Genomic DNA, 24,376 nt, shown 5'->3' with positions numbered 1-24,376 from the left:
CGAGCCAAATACATCAACATTATCACAACATGGATATTTTAGTTTCTACTCTTTGTGACTTCGCCGCCGACTACCAGGGCAAGCTCTGCATCCAGGGCGGTTTTGACTCCCTGGTCGCCCGCCAGTTCCCGGTCGTGCATCCCGTCTGCGCCGTCGCCCTGCGCATCTGCCTCACTCCTGAAGACGAAGGCACGCACGAACTGGGCCTGAGCATCGTTGATGCCGACGGCACGCCGCTGGACAAAGAACGCATGCCCATCAAGATCAATTTCCCGGTTCCCGCTTTCCCGGAAGGGGCTTCCTTCTTCACCCGCAACCTGATCATGAACTTCCAGGGCCTGCGTTTTGAAAAGCCGGGCAACTACTCCATCGACCTGACGGTTGACGGCGAACTCGCCTCCCGCGTGCCCTTCCGCGTGGTGCAGGTGCAGGAAGAAGCCGCCCAGGCCTAAGCAAATACTCCCGCTTTCACCAAACCGCCTCCCGTTCATCCGGCAGGCGGTTTTTTATTGGAGCGGACGGGCCGCCCGGAGGCGCGGAACAGTCCGGCCCCGGTTCCATGCGCCCGGAAACCGCAGCGCCCGGCCCCGGACTCAAAAAGGGCGGCCCTGCTTTTTGCGTCCTCCTTCCCCCTTTTTCATTGCGGTTCCGCACCGGATTGACCATGATGCGGGTTGCTCCGACCCGCCATGCAAACCGCACGCCTCCAATACGACAGGATTATTATTACGGGCGCCTCATCCGGCTTCGGGGAAGCGTTTGCCGGAACGCTGGCGCCCCATACGGCGGAACTGGTGCTCATCGCCCGGAATGAAGCCGCCCTGCGCCAGCTTGCCGCCGCCCTAGAAAAACGCCATCCCGGCCTTCACGCCGCCGTCCTTCCCTGCGACCTGGCGGACGAAACCTCCCTGAATACGCTCATTTCCCGCCTGGAGGGCCTTCCTCCGGGGAAAACCCTTCTGATCAACAACGCCGGAGCCGGAGATTACGGAGATTTCGCGGACGGCCGCTGGGAAAAAATACGTTCCTTGCTGCGTCTGAATGTGGAAAGCCTCACCCGCCTGTGCCATGCGCTGATCCCCGCCATGAAGAAAAACGGAGGGGATATCATCAACCTCAGTTCCCTGGGCGCCCTCCTGCCTATTCCGGATTTTGCCGTTTATGCGGCCACCAAGGCTTATGTTTCCAGCCTGTCGGAAGCGCTGCGTCTGGAACTGCGCGAACACGGCATCCGCGTGCTGGCCGTCTGCCCCGGCCCGGTTTCCACAGGCTTTGGAAAAGCGGCGCGGCGTCCCGGCTTCACCGGAAATATGATGCCGGGACGCAACGCTTTTGACACGTCCGTCGAGACCGTCGTGAAAGACAGCCTCCGAGCCCTGGTCCGCGGACGCGCCCGGGTCTTTCCCGGCATGAAAATACGGTTGGCCGCCATGTTTCTGGCCGCCGCCCCGCTGGGGCTGATACGCCTTTTCATGGGCAGGCGCCCCCGGAAAGTTCTTCCGGCATCCAATGACTTACCTTCTTCAATATCATGAAAGCGCATCGCCGCGGAATACCCCGCCTCACCTGGTTCAAGCTCGCAGTCTGCATCTGCCTGGCAGCCATGGCAGCCTCCCTGTTCACGCCGTATCCCGCCCAGATCATACGCGCCCTGAAAGGGGAGCCGGAACTGGCGCCGACGGACTCCGGAACCTGTCCGCCCCATGAATTCCCCCCTGCGGAACAGCCCGGGCAGGAAGAACCTTCAATAACCGCTGCTCCATCCGCCTCCGGAAAGGAACCCCAGGATGAGCGGCTGTACACGCCATGGACGCCGGAGCGCACAATCGCCCTCCCCCCGGTGCAGTACCCCCCATTTCCGCCCGTGCTTCCCACAAGGCCCGCGGAAGGGGCCATGACCCATATTTATGAACTGGCCCGCGGACTGAACCTGAAAACGCAGGTTAATTTCCAGCCCGGAACCCTGGCCTCCAGGGACAGGGAAACCAAAAGCAATTACCAGATGACCCTTTCCCTGAACGTCAAGCAGCCCAAAGCATTGACGAAAAAGGAAGACATTCTGAAACTCAATCCTAAACTGAACTCCATGCTTCCCGGCCTGACTACCCTGTTCAGGCATGCGCGCGTCTCCCCTTATTACGGCCAGATTTACGTCCGCAAACAGACGGAAATCCGCAAAAACCTGGCCTCCCTGCTCAAACTCCTGGACCGCCATAATTATTACGATACGGAGACGATTCTGGAAACCGCCTATCCGGACACGGGAAGGAAACTTCTCTGGCTGCAAAGTGAAATGGACGTTGTTTCCGACGGCTCGGACGGAGACCGGCTGGCCGCCATGCCGGATAAAATCCTGAAAAGCTCCTTCTACCAGCCCAGCACTTCCTACCGCTGGAAAAAGCGCACAGACAAACCCAATCCCCTGCTCAAACCCTGGCAGCAGAGGCTGGCCTCCTACAAGAAGACGCTGGAAAAAGCTCCCGCCGCGGAAAAAACGGCTCTGCGCCGCAAAATAGACCATGCGGAACGGGTCATTGAGGAACTGAAGCGATACAGCTTCCTGATCTCGGAATATGATCCGTTCATCGTCGTTCCGCTGGGAGTCGTCAATCAATCCTCCCCTTTCTCCCCGCAGTTCGGGGACTATGCCGTCGTCATCGTGGGAGACAAGCTGTACCCGGCCCTGGTGGGAGACGCCGGACCGCGCTACAAAACGGGGGAAGGTTCCCTGCGCCTGAGCCGGGAAATCAACCCCAAGGCGGGACCTTACAGCCGCCCCGTCTCCGATCTGAAGGTCAGCTACCTGATTTTTCCCGGTTCCGCAGAGCCTGAGGCCGGACCTCCCGACTATGAAAAACTTACGGACAAATGCCGGGAACTTCTCAACGAAATAGGCGGCATGGGGAAGGAATTCAAGCTCCACCAATGGGAAGACCTGCTGGCGCCCAAGCCGCCGCCCTCCCCAAAACCGGAAACCGGCGGCGCAGCGGAAACATCCGCGGATAAGCGGAAAAAGGAGGAAGCCCCCGGGAACAAGCCTGCGATTGCCCCGGCTGCCCCGCAAGCCCCGTCAGCCGCAAAAAGCGCCGCATGAGCTACAGAGCCTCTTTCCAGGAGAAGAGAAAGGCTTTCCAAACCCGGGAATAAACGTCTCCGCGCGTAATCTTCACCTTTCCGGAAGCCGGATGCCGCCGATCCGACCGTTGAAGCAATTCCAGCGTGTCCTGCCCCAGCCAGGCGGGCAGGACGGTGGAAAAACGCAGCCGCCCGTTCCGCAGAGATTCCGCGTAAAATACGCCTTCCTTCAGCCAGCGTTCCGCACGCTCCAGCCATGGACGGTCATCGGGCGCGGGCAAATAGCTTCTTCCGCGGTCAAGGTCTTCCTCCCGGTCACGCAGAATGTTCACCAGCTGCAGCCCCATGCCGTAGTGCCTGCCCCAGCGCAAAAGTTGCTCCTCCGGCTGCGTGCTGAAGCCCGGGCCCAGCGCCAGCAGGCCCAGCCTGGTCCAGAATTCCCCTACGCAGCCGGCCACCATATAAGTATAGCGCTCCAGCTGTTCCGGGCATGAGACGGCGGCATGGCTTTCAAAATACTCCAGATCCCACGCCTGCCCTTCCACGATGGAGGCCAGCACCTGCCGCACCAGCTCCCGTTCATGCGGGGAAAGGTTTTCCAGCAGAGCCAGGCATTCGGGGAAACGGGCCAGCAGTTCCGCCTCCCCCCGGTGCGGCTGGACTGTGGAAAGAACGCCCAGACGGCCAAAGCAGGTGGCGGCATCCTCCCTGGAAGCGGAGCCGGCCACCGTCTCCCCCATCATCCTCAAAAGTGCCAGGCGTTCCCGGCAGTCCATATCCACGGCATCCGCCACCGTATCCGTGGCGCGCGCCAGCAGATAGCCCACGGCCACGCCGGAGCGCATTTCCCGGGGCAGGAAGCGCATGCTCAGGTAGAAGGACCGGGAAACGGCCGATAGAAGCTGATCAAGGCCTTTCATGATTTCTGCAGGCCCAGCCTGTGCATTTTATAGTGGAGTACCCGTGGGGAAATGCCCAGTTCCCGGGCCGCGGCGGACATATTGCCCGGAGAACGTTTCAATGCGGCCACAATCAATTCCCGTTCAAAGGAGTCCACCATGGTCGGCAAATCAGCGGGAGCCTCCCCGTCACGGGAATAAGGAGCGTCATGGCTGGGCATCTGGAGGGAGGCGGGAAGGTTGTAGCCGTAAATGCAGTCGTCCTGCGCCGTAATGACGGCACGTTCCATGCAGTTTTCCAGCTCCCGCACATTGCCGGGCCAGTGGTAAGCCATGAGCATATTGATGGCGGGAGTGGACAACCGCTTGATGTCCTTCCCGTATTTCAAATTGAACTTGGAAAGAAAGTGTTCCGCCAGCAGCATGACATCCCCCTTGCGTTTGGACAGATCCGGCATGACGATGGGGAAAATGTTCAACCGGTAATACAGGTCTTCCCGGAACTTGTTCTCCGCCATCAATTCCTCCAGATTGCGGCTGGTGGCGGCGATGAAGCGCACGTCTGCATGAAGCTCCCTGTTGCTTCCCACGCGGGAAAAAGTTTTTTCCTGGAGAAAACGCAGCAGCTTCACCTGCATCTGGAGGCTTAAATCCCCGATTTCATCCAGAAACAGGGTGCCGCCGTCCGCCGCCTCCGCACGGCCGATGCGGCGGCTGGTGGCTCCGGTAAAAGAACCCTTTTCATGGCCGAACAGCTCGCTTTCCAGCAGGTTCTCCGGCATGGCCGCACAATTCAACGTCACCAGCGGCTTATCCTTTCTGCCGCTCAGGTTCACCACGGCGCGCGCCACCAGCTCCTTCCCCGTTCCGGAACTTCCCCGAATCAACACCGTAGCATCGCTGGGCGCCACCTGGCGGATCTGTTCATACACCTGGAGCATGGTGCTGCAATTGCCGATCAACTCTCCCGGATTAGTCGTCAGAAGCTCCCGGAGTTTCTCATTTTCCGCCACCAGGGCGGCGCGTTCCTCATGCGCCTGGAGACTGGCAGCCAGAGCATCCCCAACGATATTGCCCACAATTTCCAGCAGTTTCTGGTCCCGCTCCAGATCGGTATCCCGATCCACGGCACGGTCAATGCTCAACGTGCCGATGACCTGCTGCAAATGAATGATGGGAACGCAGATGAACGCTGCTCTTTCACCGCTTTTGCGCGTGCGGGTACGGTTCAGGAACCTGGGATCACGGGAAATGTCCTCAATCACATGGGGCCTTCCCGTTTCCGCCACATGCCCCGTAATGCCTTCCCCCACATGGTAATGGCCTCGTTTCATTTCCTGCTCGTCCAGTCCGTGGGAGGCTTCAATCATCAAATCGTTCCCGCGGCGGATGGTGAACGTGCCGCGCAGCATCTTCATGCGGCGGTAAAGCACGTCCAGGATATGCCGGAGCAAAGCCGTGCCATTGCGTTCATTGACAATAGCGGAGCTGATTTCCTTCAGCACGACCATCTCTAAATCCGGTGACCTGTTTACTTCATTCATGCAATCCGGGGCTGGGCGAATATTAACCGCACGCCCCCGCCATACCAACTACTTTTTCTTTCACCTCCATGCAGCCGGGCAAAAAACGGCGCAGGAAATACGGATAACATCCTGGCGCTTAATTTTGGTAATGTTACGAACGGAAATCAAAAAAATTACAAAATTGTAATACCCAACCCTTGCTTCGTCTCATTTTACATGCCCACGTCTCCGCCGGACTCCCGCTTCATCATCTCCGTAATAACCTGGAACAACGCGTTGCGGTACAGCACGCCGTCCAGCCTCCCGGTATTCTTCCAGATTACGGGAAAGGCGGGTAGGTGGGTTTGTTCAAACAGCTTCAAAGCATCCGTCAGATGGGTTCCGGCATCCAGCACGGGAGCGCCCGTACGAACCAGAGCCCCCGCATCGGGAGGAGTTCCCTCTTTCTGCATCTCCATCTTCCGGCGAACCTCCAGAAAATCCTCCGGATAAATGGCTCCTTCATAAATCCCATCTTTATTCACCACAAAAACCAGGTCTCCGGGGTTCCGCAGCATCAGGGAGGAAACGTCATCCAGGGATGCGTCCGGAGCTACCTGGGGCACTACGTGCCGCGCCAGGTCATGCACATAGACCTGCGCCATGGGCAGGTTGACGACGGACGCCGGGCTGCCGGCCAGACTGGCGGCATACATGGAACGCGCGCGAATCAACTTTCCCGTGCCATAAGCGCTTACGACACCGATCAACAGGGGATAAATCATTTGCCCGCTCATGGAAAACTCCACCACCATCACCAGGGCCGTCAGAGGGGCCTGGGCCGCCACGGCGAAAAAGGAAGCCATCCCCACCATCGCATACGCCACCGTATGGTTGCCCTCCATTCCCAGGGACGTCAGAACCGTACTGAAAATAAACCCCACCATGCTACCCACGTATAAAGTGGGCGTCATGGCTCCCCCCACCGTACCGCAGCCAAACACCACAGCCACGGCAGACACCTTTACCAGAAGCAGGATGAGCGCCTCCCGCGTGCCGTAATCCTCATGAACCAGCCCGGTAATGAGAGCCTGACCATTGCCCACCACTTCCGGATAAAAAACGGCCAGAATCCCCACGACCAGCCCGGCGGCCGCCAGACGCAGCGGCAGAAGGGATTGGCGGCCATTCAAATATCTGGCGGCCGCATCCAGCAAACTGACCCATCCCCTGGCCGCCACGGCAGCCGCCGCCCCCAGGGCAATGCACCAGAGAGACTGGGAAAAGACAGTAAAGCTTTCAAACGGAGAACTGTACAGGGGAGAGGGATCCCCCAGCAGATGCAGCATCACGAATCCGGTACAGGAGGCGATGAGCAGTGGCGCCAGAATATCCATGCTCACAGTGCCGATGATGATTTCACTCACGAACAGACAACCGGAAAAAGGGGCATGGAACGCCGTCGTGAACCCCGCCGCCGCCCCGCAGCCCACCAGCAGCCGGAGCCGCGGAATGGATACGTGCAGGCGCTGCCCCACATTAGACGCGATCAGAGCGGAAGACTGGATGATTGGCCCTTCCTTGCCGATGGCAGCCCCGGAAGCGATGCTCCATGCCGCGGAAAAGACTTTCAGGGCGGAGGCACGGAACTTGATCAGCCCGTTTCCGATGGACATGGCCTCCATGTATTCCGTAGCCTGCCCCGGCATCCTCTTCTTCAGGAACAGCAGGATGCAGCCGGCCACCAGGCCGCCCGCCACCGGAATAAACATGCGCCATTCCGGCTCCACCAGGGAAAAAGTGCCTACGCGGGAATCCGACCAGATGCCTGTGAGCATCCATTGGATTACTTCCACCATCCACTCAAAAAACAGAGACATGCAGGAGCCCACCATCCCGACGAGCACGGCCCATACATAGGTGACCTGCCTTTCCCCCACTTTCCAATGATGGAACAGTTTCAAAATCCATCCGTACCAGACGGAATCCGGCGGCTGAGACTGGGGGGACGGAGTATTCATGAAAAGAGAGAAATACTATTCCGTTGTGACAAAAAAATGTCCCCCTCCGTTCGATACGGAAGAAAAAAACTCCCTGCCCCACACTCTCCGGAACCAGCGGGAATTCGCAACGGACACGCTGACGACCCGTCCGGAACTCAGCCGGGGCCTGACTTCCTGTCCGGGAATCAGAATGTATATTTTAAATTGACGCCATAATAGAAATCATCCCCCAGCCCCTTCTGCTTGACCACGGTCAGCGCCTGGCTGTAATTGGTAAACAATTCCACAGTCAGGCGTCCGGTGGCACGGAAGGTAACGCTCAGATTATAATCCAGGGCATTGGAGCCATGGTGCACCACCGGGCCTACATACCCTCCATTGTAACCGTAGCGCACTACGGCGTCCACCCGCACGCAATCCGCTATTTCCTCATGCAGCCCCGCAAATACGGCGTAATAACCGCGGAACGTATGGTTGTTATACTGCCAGTACAGATCCGCGCCGCCAAACCAGCGGTCGGAAAAATGGTAAGTCGTTTTCAAGCCGGGACGCGGAATTCCCTTGTCTCCCGGAAAAACAAAGCTGTGCTCATACCAGGGCATGACCGTCCAGTTTCCCAGTTCCCTGACGTAATCCAGCCGGTATTTCAACTCCGCATGATTCCGATGGTCCGTGGAAACGCCGTACCATATTTTCCCCACCCACTCTTTATACTGTATTTCAGGGACAAACATGCAGAGAGGGCCGTCCCACAAGTCCAGGCCCTCGCACTCGTACTTGCTGGCCCACCCCGTCTGAAAGCGCAAATAAACACGCTCATCCGCAGGACCGGCCAGGGAAAGGGGATGGGGACATGCCGTCTTCAGGTGGTAGGCCTGTTCCTGGCAAACTGCCGCCGCCCAGGCTCCGGAGCACGCCGGCATGCCCGTGCAGGCCGCCAGCGACAACAGAATTACGGTTTTCTTCTTCATATTGGTCATGGTTGGAGATTTTCTGAAATGGCGTATCCGGAAGCGGCTCCATCCTGCGTACCCGCACCCCGCTTTTGCCGCAAACGGACGCTGTGTCCGCCCCGGACACATACCTTCTGAAGATGAGACCCGCATCAAAAAACAATATTCAGTTCCAGGAGCCAAAAAAACAAATTCCCCATGAAAGATTGTGTCAGCAGCCTTTGTACCTATAACCGTGTCCATGAAATTCCTTATCCCCGCACTTGTTCTGTCCGCCAGCTTTCCAGCAGCTTTCTCACAAGAACAAATTATCCCGAAACCTGCGGAAATCACCTTGTTCAAAGGAAGTCCGGCCCGGCTCACCCGGGATTCCTTCATCATCACGGCAACGCAGGACAAGGCTTTCCTGAATCAGGCAGGGCAATTACAGCAGATGCTCAGCGAAGGGACAGGGCTCCCTCTTCCCCTTAAAACGGCCGGACAAGCGTCGAAGAAAGCCGCCTGCATCATCATCAAAAAAGACGCGTCCCTGGCCGCCAGGGGAAAAGAGGCCTACTCCATCCAATCTTCCCCTGGCGGCATCATCCTTTCCGCGGCCGATGCCAGGGGCATCTTTTATGCGGGGCAAAGCCTGGTCCAGATGATGCCTGCCATTTTCCACGACGGGACGGCGGATAAATCCATCGTCCCGTGGAACATTTCCGAAACTCCGTTCCACATAACGGACTATCCGCGGTTCTCCTGGCGGGCTCTGATGATTGATGAGGCGCGCCACTTCTTTGGTGAAAAAACCATTAAGCAAATCATCGACCAAATGGCTCTGCTAAAAATGAACATCCTGCACTGGCACCTGACGGACGACACAGGATGGCGCATTGAAATCAAAAAGTATCCGCTCCTGACCTCAATCGGCTCCAAACGCAGGGAATCGGAAATCGGCACATGGAACAGCGGCAAATCAGACGGAACGCCGCATGAAGGCTTTTATACCCAGGAACAAATCAGGGATATCGTGCAATACGCAGCCCGCCGCAATATCACCGTCGTTCCGGAAATTGAAATGCCGGGCCATGCCAGCGCAGCCGCCGCAGCATACCCCTTCCTGAGCCTGAAAACTCCCGTGGAAGTGCCCACCACATTCATTGTCAACACAGCCTTCGATCCCACTTCGGAAAAAACTTATGCCTTCCTGTCCGATGTTCTGGATGAAATCGCGGCGCTCTTCCCCGGCAAAATCATTCATATAGGCGGGGATGAGGTGCGCTATGACAAGCAATGGAAGGGTGTTCCGGAAATTGAGGAATTCATGAAAAAAAACGGCATGAAGAATTATGCGGACGTCCAGATGTATTTCACCAACCGCATGTCCGGCATTATTGCCCAAAAAGGGCGCCGCATGATGGGATGGAATGAAATTTACGGACATGACGTCAATGGGGACGGAGGAGGAAAAGCCGGTGCCAAACTGGACACCAATGCCGTCATCCAGTTCTGGAAGGGCAACACCGGCCTGGCCAAAAACGCTATCCGGGACGGACATGACGTCATCAATTCCCTCCATACCTCCACCTATTTGGATTACAGTTACGGCAGCATTCCCCTGCAAAAGGCATACGGATTCGAACCTGTTTTTCCCGGGTTGGAGGAACAGTACCATTCCAGAGTCAAGGGGCTGGGCGCCCAAGTATGGACGGAATGGATTGCCACACCGGAACGTCTGCATTACCAGGCGTTTCCCCGTGTCTGCGCTTTTGCGGAGGTTGGCTGGACTCCCGCAGGCAACAAGGATTTTCCGGATTTCAAAAAACGCCTGAAAGCGTATAGCGAACGCATGGACCTGATGGGAATCAAATTTGCCCGGAATATCATCAGCCAAATAGACAAGTCCGACTTTTTCAATACGCCCAGGATCGGCACATGGACGCCCGCCGTCCTGACCGGACAGGAACATTCGTTTGACGTTACCAAACTGGTCAGGGCGCCCGGCAAATACACCGTCACCCTGCTGTACGACAAGGGCGCTCACGCCATTGAAATCGAATCCGTAGCCCTGTATGAAAATTCCCGGGAAATCTCCCGGGACGCCCATGCGGGCAGGAGCGGCGCCCATAAGGAAAATATCCAGTACATCCTGAATGCCCCGGAACCCAGGCAAGGAGCAACCTATACGGTCAAAGCCAAATTCAAAGGGGCCGGAGGCCGGGATTCCCACGGAACAGTGTATTTTGAAGCGCCATAAAAACGCAGCCCCGCCCCACGCAAAAAAACGCAGAGACCTCGCACAGGGCCCCCTTTATTCCGGCAAACGGGACATTCCCTCCGCAGCCTCGTGTTTTACGGACAGGAGCTTTTCAGTATCATCGGCATCCCAAGGCGCCGGATGTTTTCCCGCCGGGGAAGCAGCACCTTTCCATCAAGCGGCACGAAACTGCCCCTCTAAACCGGAAAGGCTTGCCCCGAAAGCAGGATTGACCCAACAAAGCTCCGGAGGTCGCCGTCTGCGGACCTCCGGAGCCTAAATAGCCGGGAACCGGCGGAAGATGATTTTCATCCGGGAAAACCAAACGGAATTCACATATTATCATCTACTACTTTTTCTACATACTTGAAAAAGATGCTACCGTCCTCTCCGCTGATTCCATAGTCTCTGACATCCTCGATATTCGCATTTTTAATCCGGGTAATAATATAGACTTTGGAGTACAAAATCCCCCATTCCCCATGCTTTTTCTCATGAAACCAGATATGATGGTTATAGTATGGTTCAAAATAAATGGTGCCCCCGTCTCTCGGATCTGAAATCGGGCCGGAATATTTGACAACAATATAGCTGATTCCCTTGTAACACCATTCCCTGCCGCATTGCGGATTTTTGGAAAGGGTGGTGCTCATTTCAAGGGTGGTGTTCATGACATCATAGGACAATCTATCCTCATCATGGTATTTGATTCCTTTTTGAGGCAGATTGAACTGATTTTTGATGATGACTCCATCATAAATAAGGCGTCCCCCTTTCCATTCCGTTTTCTGCGGAACTGTTTCTCCTTTCAAGAGACAGATTCCCGAGAGAGAAACCATTATAGCACAGGCAATTTTATTCATTGTTATTTTCTACTTTGTTGTTGTTTCAGCAATTCCTTATTAAGGAATTCCTTCATTTCCTGAACAGTTTTTTCAGGAGGAGTCTTCGCATCGTCCCGATACTGCCGCCAGTCGATGCGCAGTTTGGCCATCAGGCGCAATTCACTGAGGGAGAAAGGGACAGTACCCGGGGCATTCGGCATAAAATCCCGGGACCTGTTGCCGATATAATAAATCTGGCTCTGATCCCAGGAACGCTTCATGGTTTCATCGAAGGAAGCTCTCACTCGGTCGTCGCTCACTCTGGCTTCCCACTGGAGGCAGTCCGCTAGGCAACCACCCTCGGCCCGGCTCTCCCGGGCCTGCCGCCACAGAGCAAGAACATACCTGTTCTGAAGACTGCACGCAGCCGGCGTCAGGTATTTGCGCGTATACTGCAACTCATACAAAGGCTTGCACACAGCCTTTTCCCTCTGTCCCAGAGCAGCTCCATTCACCCTTTCCGGAGTGGGAACAATGCCAGCCAGCGCACCGGATACGTAATAAGGCAATTCCTCAGGCATTCGGATTTCCCACGGTATTTTTTCATTCACAAACACCCCGTTTAAAATGGTATTAAAGGAACCGTTCCGGCAAATACGGAACAGGTAAATCCCCCCCTTCCTGCTCATGAACCTTTTATAAACCCCGGACCCCGCAAATCTGGAAACGCGAGTGCGCGCCTCCACCGGGTAGGAATACCACTGCTCCATGGAGGAGGCAAGTTCCTTCCCCCGACTATTCTGTTCTCCTATCGCAAGATCCCCCTCAATATTGAACTGGAACACAAGGGGGGCGGTGGAAGGGTGCCTTCTGGCTTCCACTACGTAATCCCGCCTGGATTCATTGGTGAGATAACCGTTGGGATTATAAAAATACAGAGCTATTTCATGGACACCCTCCGGCACCTCCACGGCTACCCAGATATCAGGTCCGTCCACAAAGCCAGGATACGCTTCCCCGTGGTCATCCCACTCCGCCTCTGTCCGCACGGAATCCGTAGGGTCGAAAAGAACGTTGCGGTTATTATTTTCCTTAATGCTGTGCACCCACCAGCGCAGCGCGTCTCCCTTCTTGCGGTTGAGCCCCATCAGCCCTTGAATCCAGTAGGGAGACAAGGCCCCCTTGTATCCTGGATGGCCGGGAACGGAAGAAAGGGTGCGGAACCGGATAGTCTTGGCTTTAAACTCGGAATTGCTCATGGGGGCATTCGTGGCGCACAGCGTGGCACGCGTGTGCCCGTACTTCCCGCACCAGTCCCCTTTCGTAGTCCAGTCCTCCCCCCGGAACACAATACTCTTCCCCGCATGCGCATCGGATCCCAGCTTTTCCAATCTTCTGAGTACCACGGAAGGCTCCTCCATCTGCGCCGGACGAGGGAACGGAACTTCATTGTCCTGCGGGCTCCTGTCCAGTTGATAAGCCAGATCCCCCTTTTTCAGGCAAACAAGACCCCGTCCATATGTCCCTGCCCAGACGCTCCCATCCCGAAGCACCAGCAAGGAAGGGACATCCACGTTTTCCAGCCCCTTTCTTATTCTCTGATTCACCGTCATTTTTTCAGCGTCCAGCACATCCACTCCCTGCATCCGGTAGCCGACGAAAATCTCCTTTCCCTGCTGGATAATGGAAGAAATAAAATCTTCAGACAACATTCTGGAATTCGACTCTCCCGGAACCGCGGTTTTCCGTGCGGCAGAACCATACAGATGACTGTTTTTCTGGGCATAATCACGCCCTCTCATATAACGCCAAGAACTGATGCCGTTACTGTACGCCAGCCCCGAACAGGTACCCACCAGAATCTGATCCTTATCCGTACAAGTCAACACATTGCAGATATTGGAAGGCAAGCCATCACCATACGGCTGGTACGGCTGACGGGCGAATTGCCTGTTGTCCCAGTACCAGGGGGCCTGAACATTCTTCCACTGCATATACCTTGATTGGCGGGAAGAACAGGATACTCCGCCACAGGCATAGGCCAGCCACAAATTGCCCCTGGCATCAAAACCTGCGGAAGCCGCCTGGTCTTCCGCCAAGCCAGTGGATCTGTCCAGCGTCTTCCACGAATCGCCTGCAGGATCGTAAACGGATACGCCGCCGGATGAGGCTACGGCAACCTCCCCGGAGACAGGAGAAATGGCCAAAGCATAAACATGCTCGCCATTCAGTGCATTGCTGCGGTTATACATTTTCCATTCTCTTCCGTTAAAAACGGCTACGCCGCTGTCATCCGTGCCCGCCCAGATGCGCCCCTGCCTGTCCTCCGCAATACAGGTGAAATTCTTTCCTTTGGGAAAACCGGAATAATAGTCCATATTAAGCCACGATTTTTCATATGCCCGGTCCCCAACCTGAAGGCGGTAAATGCTTTCTTTTTCTCCTACAACCCAAATGGAGCCGTCACCAGCTACCAGCGTACCGCGAATAAACCGAACCGGACATTCCGGAAGCTGCTCCGGTACCTGAACGGTTACGACTTCTCCTGCCGCCCACGCCCCCAACAAAAGGAAAATCAACGCAAATATCCTTATGAAGTGTTTGAATTTAATCAACATAACCAACTATCCCCTGATTATTACAGGAGAATATTATTGGTTTTTATCACTGTCAATTCCGTTTTCAATTTATTGTCAAGTTTTTCAAAAATAAAATACAACATAATCCGTTTATAATTATACATATAAATAATTTAATATATGTTAGTTGTCTTAAAAATTTTGATTCCTGAAAAAATCCTTACTAATACTTTTTCATGCCTGAATGGGAAAATACAGGGAACAAACCTGGCAACAACACCCGGCATCCCGTTTTTTCAACATGCTTTCCCCAATTATTCTCTGATTCAAATTTCAACTCCGCTATGCGTTTTCCCATATCAAGTTATATTCACCGGCCTTCTTCGCGGCAGGGGAATAAGCACAGTTCAACATCCGAATGGAGATGGAAACCATATTGTCATCTACTTTTCCGGAGCGATCATAGGAGATAATATGGCCATTCCCGGAGGAGGATTCCGCGATGATTGCCCAAGAAGAGAAAGTGTTGTCCGCACCAACACGAACAATTCTTCCGAACCTGATTCCAGTAACCAGTACCGGCAGTGTCAGGCGGAACCCTGTTGGCGATGGATAAAGAACTGATTCATAAGGTGGAACTAACAGCCACCTGTATATTAAAGCCACCAAAGGAAAGGCGGCCGGAACCAGCCCGGCAGACCGGAAGAGGGGAAAACGAAGATAAAGAGATGGCGGCCCCGGTTCCCTCCCCAAGATGGACTATCCGGGCAATTATAACAGGGACCAGCAGATTGCTGCTGAGAGACTCAAACCCGGAGATGTGAAAAAGCCATCTCCCGAAAAGATGCGGCCAAATTCAGGAGAGACAGAATGATGCCAGTCCGCACATTTCCTCCCCGCCCTCCCCGGATTGTCTGCCAGGGAACCGTTGGATGCCCCGCTGAAATATCAAAACGCATCAAATAAACGCTTATGAAAGCTCCGCAGCTGTCAGGTCCACGCACAAACCTTGACAACTGCGGAGCCGCGCTTACACACACTTATTCATCCAACAAAAATCGCTCAGCAGAGCTTCTTCCATCAGGAATGGTGGAAAGCCGTTCCTTCTTCCGCCGTCATCGGAGAAGAAACCGGGTGTTTCTCAAAGAAAGCGAGCATGCGCTTGTAATCTTCCAGGAACAGATCTGCCAAATCCTTGGAGAAGCCCTGGCGAACCATGACGCGCATCACCACCGTATCCTGACAGTTGGCAGGGAGCGTGAAGGCGGGCACCTGCCAGCCGCGGGTTCTCAGCTTGTCTGAAAGGTCAAAAAGCGTGTAGTTCGTATTGGCTCCATCCTTGATGAAGAAGCATACAGCGGGAATACCTTTTTCCGGATCGCCCGTGCAAATAAATTCGTACGGACCCAGTTTGGAAAGCTCATCTGAAATGTACTTCGCTACCTCATAAGCCTGCGTATGGATGTTCGTATAGCCTTCCTTGCCCAGGCGGATGAAATCATAATACTGGCAGATAATCTGTCCGGCCGGCCGTGAGAAGTTAATGGCAAAATTGGGAATTTCTCCGCCAAGATAGTTGACATTGAAAATCAATCCTTCAGGCAGGTAGGAAATATCTCTCCAAACGACCCAGCCGACTCCGAGCGGAGCCAATCCGTACTTATGGCCGGAAGCGCTGATGGACTTGACGCGGGGAATGCGGAAGTCAAAGACAACATCCGGGGCGCAGAACGGGGCAAGGAAGCCGCCGCTGGCGCCGTCTACATGGATGTCAACGCTGATGCCGGTCTTGTCTTCGTAATCGTCCAGAGCCTTGGCAATTTCCGCCGGCAATTCATAAGCGCCCGTATAGGTCACACCAAACGTAGGAACCACAACGATGGTGTTCTCATCAATCTGTTCCAGCATCCGGTCAACATCCATCTTCCATTTCCCGGGCGCCATCGGGATTTCACGCATTTCAATATCCCAATAGCGGCAGAACTTGTGCCAGCAGATTTGGACAGGACCGCATACCAGGTTGGGCTTGTCAATGGGTTTGCCGGCAGCTTTCCGGCGGGCTCTCCAGCGCCACAGGGCCGCCATGCCTCCAAGCATGCATGCTTCACTGGAACCGATAGTGGAACAACCAATGGGTTTTTCATTTTTGCTGGCATTCCAAAGATTGGCAATGATGGCAGCGCAACGCATTTCAATAGCGGCTGTCTGGGGATATTCATCCTTGTCAATCATGTTCTTGTTAATGCTGAGGTTCATCAGCATCCTGACCTGCTTTTCATCCCAGGTCTGGCAGAAGGTTGCAAGGTTCTGGCGGGCATTGCCGTCCAGCATCAATTCATCGGACACCAATTGAAAAGCGTCCTCCGCGCGCATCGCGTAATCCGGGAACTCATCCTTGGGGAGAAGGTTATCTGCTTCCGGAGAGCCGAAAATGGAATTTTCCGCCCGGGCTGTATCAGGTTTTTGATTTGGATCAAACATGACGGTATTTATTGTTTCATCGTTTCCGGGCTGACCATGACAGGCTGCCCGCATGAAGGATAGAAGCACCCGCGAATCAAAGCGTTCATATTTCCATTGTCATTATCCTATATATAAATTTTCCAGAAAAAGACAAAATATAGATCTATTTCATTATTAATGGACTATTAAAATGATTTAATTGCAGACCTTCTTATAAAAATCCGTCAATATTTCTAAACTCCACCTGCACCAATTCAACGCCGTGGCAAGTTACACCTTTTAAGTCACGCTTGGCGACAAAAGGCTCCAACGCGCACCCTGCATTTCTTCAGCATTGCAGTCCGTTCGATTTGCCGGGAGACAATGGGAAAAAAGAATGGATAAACCTGCAAAATATCACAACCCGTTCATCATTTTCCTATAAGGGAGAACAAGCCTTCCCATGAAAAGCCCGGGATACGGTGTCGAAAATCAGCCAGAGGCTCATCTTCAGGGAGCATCCTTTACATAAAGTACATGCGGATAAAGGACAGAATCCGGAGCAACTTTGGGATGGTTGAATTCCGCTATTTTCCTCATTCCAACGCGTTGCATCACGGCTTGTGAAGGGAAATTCACGCAAGCAGTAAAAGAATATACCCGGTCAAAACCGAATCGTTCAAAACCATGTTTCAGGCATGCACGGGCGCCTTCCGTAGCATATCCATATCCCCAGGCTTCCGGCACAAGCCTCCAGCCTATTTCCACACATGGTGTAAAATCCGCTTCAAAATCAGCCCAATGAAAGCCGAGAAGACCAATCAGGGAACCGGAATGTTTCAATTCCGCTGCGTACAATCCATATCCTCTTTCATCCAGTTCTTCCCGCATACGGCCCCACATGGAAAGAGAATCCTTTTCCGTCATGATGCCGGGGAAAAAACGCATTACCCGGGGATTGGCGTTCATAGCCGCAAAAAAGGGCCAGTCTTCTTCCCGCCACGCCCGTAATACCAGGCGTTCAGATTCCGGCAATGACAGCTTTCCTCCCGGCATGACCTTAATTGTACATAGAAAGCTCTGTTTCCAACTCCGGACAGCGATTCACGCGGAACCGTTCATCCAGTTCCAGAATTTGGCTATGTCCCAGGCTGTCCTTGATGGTGAGATTGACTTTGGAACGACCGGGATACCTTTTTAGAATATCCCGTATCTGTTCCAGATTTTTTCTCGTGTGGCGGAGGGGACTGACAATGATATTCAGAGGCCCCTGCTCCCCGGATTTGGATTTGCGCTTTTTGCCTCCCAGGGGGTCAATGCCCTGCGCAGCCACGCTTTTGGAGGATGTGCGGTCATCCTCCCGGATGTTGGCTCGCACGGAAACGAAAACGCCCGGTTCCAGGCCGCCCTCCATTTCCTGAGCCTTTTCATAAACATCCGACCACAACAACACTTCTATGCTGCCGGTAAAATCTTCCAATGTCAGAATGGCGAATTTTCTACCGGCCTTGCTGATCTTGGAGGTGACGGAACGAACCATGCCGGCAAGCTGGTGCTTCTGCTTGAGTTCGTGCGGTTCCAGTGTGTCAATGAGCCCTATGCGGGTGTATTTTTCCGCATCAATGACACCGCGCATGGAGTCCAGAGGATGGCCGCAGAAGTAAGCGCCCAACAGATCCTTTTCATCCCCCATACGCTGCTCCTTGGACCATTCCGGAACGGCGGGCTCGTCCTTTACCCTGGGCACTTCAAAGGTCATGTCAAACAGGGAACCCTGCCCCAGAGCCTTATCCTTGTGTACCTGGGAAGCGCCGCTGAGAGCCAGATCCACACGTTCAAACAGGACGCAACGCGGCTCCAGCGTCCAGTCCAGCGCTCCCGCACGAATCAGGGATTCAAGAATCTTTTTGTTGACAGATTTGGAATCCAGCCTGTTGCAAATGTCCTCCATACTGGAAAATTCCCCGTTCTTCTCTCTTTCTTCCAGAAGAATCTGCATAGCCCCCTCTCCCACGTTTTTAATGGCCGCCAGTCCATAACGCACAGCCAGCTTGCCGGAAGGCATTTTCTCAGGAGTGAACTTGAGCATGGATTTATTCACATCGGGAGGCAGGATTTCAATACCCATGCGGTTGGCTTCCTGAATGAACACCCCGATTTTGTCATTGTTCGCCTCATTAGACATCAGCCCGCAGAGAAATTCCACAGGGAAGTGGGCCTTGAGGTAGGCCGTCCAGTAGGAAATATGCCCGTAGCAGGCGGAGTGGGACTTATTAAAACCGTACCCGGCGAATTTTTCAATTTTGTCAAAGATGGCTGTAGCCGTCTTTTCATCAATCTGGTTTGTTTTCCAGCATCCTTCAACAAAATGGGCTTTTTCCTTGGCCATCTTCGCCGGGTCCTTCTTGCCCATGGCGCGCCGCAGAAGGTCGGCCCCGCCAAGCGTATAACCGGCCAACAGCTTGGCAGCCGCCTGCACCTGTTCCTGATAGATCATCACGCCGTAGGTTTCCCCGCTGACCTGTTCCAGCAAAGGATGCTCGTACTCCACCTGGCGCAACCCCTTCTTGACTTCAATCATTTCATCCATGAACTGCATGGCTCCCGGTCGGTAAAGAGCCAGCAGGTCAATGATGTCTTCTATTTTCTGAATCCCGTAACGGCGGCAAGTGTCCACCATACCGCCGGATTCCAACTGGAAAACCCCCATCGTATCTCCCCTGTTCAGCAGGTCCAGGGTTTCCCGGTCATCCAGAGGGACGGAATCCAGTTTGAATTCCGGCACGCGCCAGCGGGCGTATTGCTCCGCATCATGCATAACGGTCAGGGTCTTCAAACCCAGGAAGTCCATCTTCAAAAGCCCCACTTCATAAATTGCGCTCATATCGCACTGGGCGACAACAGCGGCATGGGGATCGGAAAGATCATCACGAGTGAGGGCCACATGCTCGTCCAGGGGGCGGTCACCGATCACGACGCCCGCCGCATGTACCCCCACGTTGCGGATCAATCCTTCCAGGCGGGTCGCGTACCCCCACAATTCCGCATACCCCTCATCAGAGGCAATCAGTTCCCTCAGCTCCTCATTACTCTTGTAGCTGGACTGAAGAGTCACCTTGGGGCCGGTTTCGATAAGTTTGGAAATACGGTCTCCATCCGCATAGGACATATCCATCACACGGGCTACGTCCCTGAGTACGGACTTGGCACCCATGGTGCCGTACGTAATAATATGAGAAACAGCGCGTTCCCCGTATTTCTGCCGGACGTAGTCGATTACTTCCGGCCGGCGTGTCTGACAAAAGTCAATATCAATATCCGGAGGGCTGACGCGTTCCGGATTTAGGAAACGTTCAAAGATTAATCCGAACCTCAGAGGATCTATATTCGTGATTTTCATGGCATAAGCCACCAAGGAACCGGCTGCGGAACCGCGTCCGGGACCTACGGGAATGTCATGATCCTTGGCCCAGTTGATGAAGTCCGCCGTAATCAGGAAATAGGAAGGGAATTTCAACTGGTTGATAATTCCAAGCTCATAATCCAAACGGTCGCGCAATTCCTTGTCCGCAGCTACACGTTCCTTTCCATACCGTTCTTCCAGCCCCTTATAACATACTTTACGCAGGTATTCTTCGCGGGACGACCCGTCCGGCGTGCCGAATTCAGGGTATTTTTCCGTACTGGTGGAATCCAGCTTGATAGCAACATTGCACCGTTCCGCAATTTTCAACGTATTTTCCACGGCCTCCGGATAATCCCTGAACACCTCCCACATTTCTTCAGGAGATTTCAAATACACTTCCGTGGAATAGCGCATGCGTTTTGGGGAAGCCAGCTTTTCGTTGGTTCCGATACAAATCAGAACATCGTGCATGTCGTGATCTTCCTTCCTGAGGAAGTGCACGTCATTGGTGGCAACAATGGGGGTATTAGTCTTGCGGGCAATGCGCACCAGCTCCGGCAGACATTTTTTCTGTTCCTCCATGCCGTGGTCCTGAAGCTCTACAAAAATATTGTCGTCCCCAAAAATATCCTTTAGAGCCAGAAGGGCTTCCTCCGCTTTTTCAGGCTGGTCATTGAGCAGCCATTCATTAAGAGGTCCGGCAATGCATGCTGTACAACAGATGAGGCCCTCATGGAATTCCCGCAGGGTTTCCATATCCACGCGGGGTTTATAATAAAAGCCTTCCAAGTGGGAACGGGACACCAGTTTAACCAGATTCTGCCATCCAGTTTCATTTTCCGCCAGTAAAAGGAGATGTGTGTATTTGCGGCGTCCGGGAAGCTGTTTTTTCACGCTGATGGGCGTAGGGGAAAGGTAAACTTCGCAACCAAAGATAGGCTTTACTTCCTGCCTCCGCGGACCTTCCGGATGCTCCTTGTTCCAGGCGGCCACGGATTTATTGAGGCTGTTTGTCTCCATGACCAATTCAATGGCTCCGAACAGATTGCCGTGATCCGTAACGGCAACGGCGGGCATTCCCATGCGGGAACACTCAGCAATGAGATCCCTGATATGGACTGCGCCGTCCAACAAGGAATATTCTGTGTGATTGTGAAGGTGTACGAAGGAACCGGGCATGAATGGATCCTGTAAGCGGTTAATAAAGGAAATCAGCTATTAACAGGGCATTCGGCCTTCATGGCTTCCACGCATTCCCGGATAAGGTCCGGGCCGCGATAAATGAAGCCGGTATAAAGCTGCACCAGGCTGGCTCCTGCCTTGATTTTGGCGACGGCATCCGCGCCGCTCATGATGCCGCCAACGCCAATGATCGGAATACGCCCCTTCAATTCGGAAGCAAAAGCTCCAATCACTTCCGTGGACCGTTCCGTCAGAGGGGCGCCGGACAGGCCGCCTGCTTCTTCATGGCGAGGATTGGCTTCTACCCCGGCGCGGGAAAGAGTCGTATTCGTAGCAATAAGACCATCCAGCCCTTCATCCAGAAAAACGCGGCTGAGTTCCGCAATATGCTCATCCGTCACATCCGGAGCCACTTTCATAAAAATGGGCACATGGCGACCGGTTTCCGCAGCCAGGTTGGATTGCTCCGATTTCAGGGAAGCCAGCAGACGGGCAGCGGGTTCCGCCGCCTGAAGGTCGCGCAGGCCAGGCGTATTGGGAGAAGAGAAATTGATGGCTATATAATCCGCCACTGGCCATGCCGCACGCAGGCAAGCAAGGTAATCCTGGACCGCGTCCTCATTGGGAGTTATCTTATTTTTCCCAATGTTGACGCCCAGAACACCGCGAAAACGAGTGGCGGAGCGGATGTTTTCCACTCCGGAGGCAATACCTTCATTGTTGAACCCCATCCGGTTGATAATAGCTTTCTGGGGAATCAGGCGGAACAGGCGGGGCTTTTCATTGCCCGGTTGCGGCCGGGGCGTCAGCGTACCCACTTCCACAAAACCGAATCCGGCCTGACCAAAAGCGTTTACCGTATCCGCTTCCTTGTCCATTCCGGCGGCAAGTCCCACCCGGTTGGGAAATTTCATTCCCAGAATTTCCACAGGATCAGAAGGAACTTTCCCCATTACTAGAGGCAGGACACGCATCTTCTCTGCCAGGCGCAACCCCCACAAGGTCACCTTGTGGGCAGTTTCCGGATTCATTTGGAATAATACACTTTTAGCGGCGGAATATAAGGCGGGCGACACGATGCGGGGAGTATACCACACCCTCTTTTAGGGTCAAGAATGGGAAGCGTCTTGCCGGGATGATTTTATCCGGTACAATTCCTTGCCATGAACAGGAAGGAATGCCTCTCATCCTGCCGTTTGTACGGCATTGTAGATACGGGATATATTGCTGAACATCAACTACTCCCTGTAACAGAAAAATTATTGGCTGGCGGCTTGCGCATTCTCCAGTTAAGGGCAAAAAACCATAACCCGGAACACATTGAAAATATGGGGCGCCAGCTTGTCCCCCTGTGCCGCAAATGCGGCTGTCTTTTTATCGTCAACGATTATCCTGAAATTGCCCTGAGTATCGGCGCAGACGGCGTCCATCTGGGGCAGGATGACGGGAACCTGGCGTCCGCAAGGGCTCTGCTGGGAAAGGATGCCGTCATAGGACGGTCCACGCACAGTCCTGAACAGGCCCTGGATGCATGTGGAGAGCAGGCGGACTATATTGGGTTTGGGCCCTTGTTCCCCACGGGCACCAAACCGGGAAGACAGGCTATCGGCCTGGAAGACATCGCAAGCGTACGGCAACAGCTACCGGAAAATTTCCCCGTCTTCTGTATCGGCGGCATCAATGGGAACACACTGCCCTCCGTACTGGAGGCGGGGGCAAACAGGGTCGTCATCGTTTCCTGGCTGCTTACACACTCCGACATTACGGAAACAGTCGGAACACTCAAAAAGGAATTGGGGGAAGCATAAGGAAAAACATGCGTTTTCATCCATATTATCCCTGCCTTTCCTCTTCCTCCAGTGAGAGAGCCGACCGGGAAATCAGCAGGACTGCCGTATCTACAATCATCTGCAAAATGCGGTCCTGATCTTTCATCCACGGCTCCTTTTCCTGGAGGTCCATGCACGCGACATACTTCCCCAACGTGGCATGGAAGATAGAACTCATGATATGCGCATGCCAGGACAAGGAAAGCTCATCACTCCACGGACAGAATTTCCGGATTCTTGCTATCATCTCCTGGATTGATGGAGCATAAAATTCATCATAGATTTTTCTTCCCAGATATTCCGGTTCCTGCGGCAGACGCCACAATAAACGGACATGATCCGGACCGCCCAGGCTCTTATCCAGAAACAACCGGAAAGCAGGTTCTATAAATGCGCGGGCATAAGCCCTCAGGGACGGCTGAAGATCCGCCTCCTTCAGCATCTTCATGCGCGCTTTCATCAGAGGTTCCGCATACTGCCTGTAAACAGCCAGATACAGCCCTTCCTTGTTCTCAAAATAGTAGACGATAGAAGCCAGATTTACTCCTGCTTCAGAAGCGACCGCCCTCATGGTCACGCCATTAAATCCCCTGAGGGCAAAAAGCTTCTGCGCAGCACGAAGGATTTTGCCGCTGGTTTCCGCAGAACGGTCAGACTGGGATTTGCGGGGAGAAGACATCACCTCAGAAATCAGACAACGCGCCGCCTAGCGGGAAGAACGGCTTGAACCGATGGCTTTCACCAACTGTTCCATGTTCTGGGAAGACTGAATAGGCTTGCCGTCCTTATCCACCAGAATCATGGTGGGAATACCGCGCGGAGCTACTTTTTTGGCAAGATCCGTCAAATCCTCTCTCAACAGGATAGGCCATGGCATGTTATTGGCAACGGCCCATTTTTGGGCGTCATCCAGGTTTCGGTCCATATTGCACATGATTACCTCCACTTCCGGATTATCTTTTACCACCTTGTTGTAGGCTTCCACGCTGTGCGGCGCATTCCGACAACAAGGGCCGCACCAGCTTGCACTGAAATATAAAATGAAATGCTTGGGATTCAATTTCCCATCCCTCTTTTTAAGTTTGCCGTTTTCAAGCATGTAAGTCTTTCCCTTCATTTCCTCCGCCACAGGGCCGGACGGCATGGACGACCATTCTGCAATAGGCTTGCCGATCACTTCCTTGTGTTCCTCCAGCCATGCGCGATCTTCGTCGGAAAGTTTTTCCAGCGGCATCGTAATGGGCTTTTTGGCCGTTGTCACCAATTTGACGGTCTTCATATTCAGGGCTACTGGCCGGGCTTCCACCGTACTGCCCGTGTTTTTATTAGTCCAAGTACGGAGGGAGGGATCATCCGCCGCTCCTGAAGAATCCCCCCAACAGAGAGAAGACCCTGTCATGAACGCAGACGCCAGCAAGATACACCAAGATGAAAATTTCA

Annotated in this window: 18 protein-coding genes; 6 read left to right on the top strand and 12 right to left on the bottom strand. The window is 54.0% G+C overall.

From position 1 onward, the window contains the following. Positions 1-29: 29 nt before the first annotated feature. From CI070_RS05970 to CI070_RS05955, 3 genes are all read left to right on the top strand, one after another. The gene (locus CI070_RS05970) at positions 30-452 is read left to right on the top strand and encodes a DUF6941 family protein (protein ID WP_012419416.1); all 423 of its coding nucleotides are present in this window, start codon (positions 30-32) and stop codon (positions 450-452) included. A 237-nt stretch (positions 453-689) separates the two neighbouring features. Next, a complete protein-coding gene (locus CI070_RS05960; RefSeq protein ID WP_256943605.1) occupies positions 690-1,535 on the top strand; it encodes an SDR family NAD(P)-dependent oxidoreductase in 846 nt (281 codons plus the stop codon). Then, positions 1,532-3,094 carry a glycoside hydrolase family 75 protein gene (locus tag CI070_RS05955; RefSeq protein ID WP_094137446.1) on the top strand — a complete coding sequence of 521 codons (1,563 nt, stop codon included), beginning with the start codon at positions 1,532-1,534 and terminating at the stop codon, positions 3,092-3,094. Before CI070_RS05960 ends, CI070_RS05955 begins: the two co-directional genes overlap by 4 nt. 1 nt (position 3,095) lies before the next feature. Here the strand turns inward: CI070_RS05955 and CI070_RS05950 are convergent, their stop codons facing one another. From CI070_RS05950 to CI070_RS05930, 4 genes are all read right to left on the bottom strand, one after another. Continuing rightward, on the bottom strand, positions 3,096-3,995 hold the full coding sequence (locus CI070_RS05950; protein WP_094137445.1) for a phytoene/squalene synthase family protein: 900 nt from the start codon (positions 3,993-3,995) through the stop codon (positions 3,096-3,098). Then, complete coding sequence (locus CI070_RS05945; RefSeq protein WP_094137444.1) at positions 3,992-5,518, bottom strand: sigma-54 interaction domain-containing protein; 1,527 nt, start codon at positions 5,516-5,518, stop codon at positions 3,992-3,994. The genes CI070_RS05950 and CI070_RS05945 overlap by 4 nt, the downstream gene beginning before the upstream one ends. 194 nt (positions 5,519-5,712) lie before the next feature. Then, positions 5,713-7,500 (bottom strand): chloride channel protein, encoded by a 1,788-nt coding sequence (locus tag CI070_RS05940; RefSeq protein WP_094137443.1) that lies wholly within the window; start codon positions 7,498-7,500, stop codon positions 5,713-5,715. 167 nt (positions 7,501-7,667) lie between these two features. After that, positions 7,668-8,453, bottom strand: a complete 786-nt coding sequence (locus CI070_RS05930) for a hypothetical protein (protein ID WP_143245743.1) — start codon at positions 8,451-8,453, stop codon at positions 7,668-7,670. 223 nt (positions 8,454-8,676) lie between these two features. On the opposite strand from CI070_RS05930, the gene CI070_RS05925 reads away from it, so the two are divergent. After that, positions 8,677-10,674: a beta-N-acetylhexosaminidase gene (locus tag CI070_RS05925; RefSeq protein ID WP_094137522.1), complete on the top strand. Its 1,998-nt coding sequence runs from the start codon at positions 8,677-8,679 to the stop codon at positions 10,672-10,674. Between the two features lie 332 nt (positions 10,675-11,006). On the opposite strand, the gene CI070_RS05920 is transcribed toward CI070_RS05925, so the two are convergent. Then, complete coding sequence (locus CI070_RS05920; protein WP_094137440.1) at positions 11,007-11,537, bottom strand: hypothetical protein; 531 nt, start codon at positions 11,535-11,537, stop codon at positions 11,007-11,009. 2 nt (positions 11,538-11,539) lie between these two features. Continuing rightward, positions 11,540-14,077 carry a ligand-binding sensor domain-containing protein gene (locus CI070_RS14810; RefSeq protein WP_179218582.1) on the bottom strand — a complete coding sequence of 846 codons (2,538 nt, stop codon included), beginning with the start codon at positions 14,075-14,077 and terminating at the stop codon, positions 11,540-11,542. A 180-nt stretch (positions 14,078-14,257) separates the two neighbouring features. Between CI070_RS14810 and CI070_RS13065 the strand changes: the two genes are divergently transcribed. After that, positions 14,258-14,701 (top strand): hypothetical protein, encoded by a 444-nt coding sequence (locus CI070_RS13065; RefSeq protein ID WP_143245742.1) that lies wholly within the window; start codon positions 14,258-14,260, stop codon positions 14,699-14,701. Positions 14,702-15,157: 456 nt separating this feature from the next. Here the strand turns inward: CI070_RS13065 and CI070_RS05910 are convergent, their stop codons facing one another. The 4 genes from CI070_RS05910 to CI070_RS05895 all read right to left on the bottom strand — a co-directional run bounded on the left by CI070_RS05910 (position 15,158) and on the right by CI070_RS05895 (position 22,183). Next, on the bottom strand, positions 15,158-16,558 hold the full coding sequence (locus CI070_RS05910) for a glutamate decarboxylase (protein WP_094137438.1): 1,401 nt from the start codon (positions 16,556-16,558) through the stop codon (positions 15,158-15,160). 471 nt (positions 16,559-17,029) lie between these two features. Continuing rightward, the gene (locus CI070_RS05905) at positions 17,030-17,575 is read right to left on the bottom strand and encodes a GNAT family N-acetyltransferase (RefSeq protein ID WP_094137437.1); all 546 of its coding nucleotides are present in this window, start codon (positions 17,573-17,575) and stop codon (positions 17,030-17,032) included. Between the two features lie 4 nt (positions 17,576-17,579). Beyond that, a complete protein-coding gene (gene dnaE, locus CI070_RS05900; RefSeq protein ID WP_094137436.1) occupies positions 17,580-21,104 on the bottom strand; it encodes a DNA polymerase III subunit alpha in 3,525 nt (1,174 codons plus the stop codon). A 32-nt stretch (positions 21,105-21,136) separates the two neighbouring features. Further along, positions 21,137-22,183, bottom strand: coding sequence for a quinone-dependent dihydroorotate dehydrogenase (locus CI070_RS05895; protein WP_094137521.1), 1,047 nt, complete (start codon positions 22,181-22,183; stop codon positions 21,137-21,139). Between the two features lie 87 nt (positions 22,184-22,270). Between CI070_RS05895 and thiE the strand changes: the two genes are divergently transcribed. Beyond that, a complete protein-coding gene (thiE, locus tag CI070_RS05890; protein ID WP_094137435.1) occupies positions 22,271-22,915 on the top strand; it encodes a thiamine phosphate synthase in 645 nt (214 codons plus the stop codon). Positions 22,916-22,940: 25 nt separating this feature from the next. Here thiE and CI070_RS05885 read toward each other — a convergent pair whose 3' ends face one another. Together CI070_RS05885 and CI070_RS05880 are read right to left on the bottom strand one after the other, a co-directional pair. Beyond that, positions 22,941-23,615: a TetR/AcrR family transcriptional regulator gene (locus tag CI070_RS05885; RefSeq protein ID WP_094137434.1), complete on the bottom strand. Its 675-nt coding sequence runs from the start codon at positions 23,613-23,615 to the stop codon at positions 22,941-22,943. A 27-nt stretch (positions 23,616-23,642) separates the two neighbouring features. After that, positions 23,643-24,335 (bottom strand): TlpA family protein disulfide reductase, encoded by a 693-nt coding sequence (locus CI070_RS05880; RefSeq protein ID WP_179219358.1) that lies wholly within the window; start codon positions 24,333-24,335, stop codon positions 23,643-23,645. Positions 24,336-24,376 lie beyond the last annotated feature (41 nt).

It is taken from the genome of Akkermansia muciniphila, from assembly GCF_900184965.1.
In the GTDB taxonomy this organism is placed as follows: Bacteria; Verrucomicrobiota; Verrucomicrobiia; order Verrucomicrobiales; family Akkermansiaceae; genus Akkermansia; species Akkermansia muciniphila_A.
This window is presented reverse-complemented; position numbering and strand designations above follow the sequence as displayed.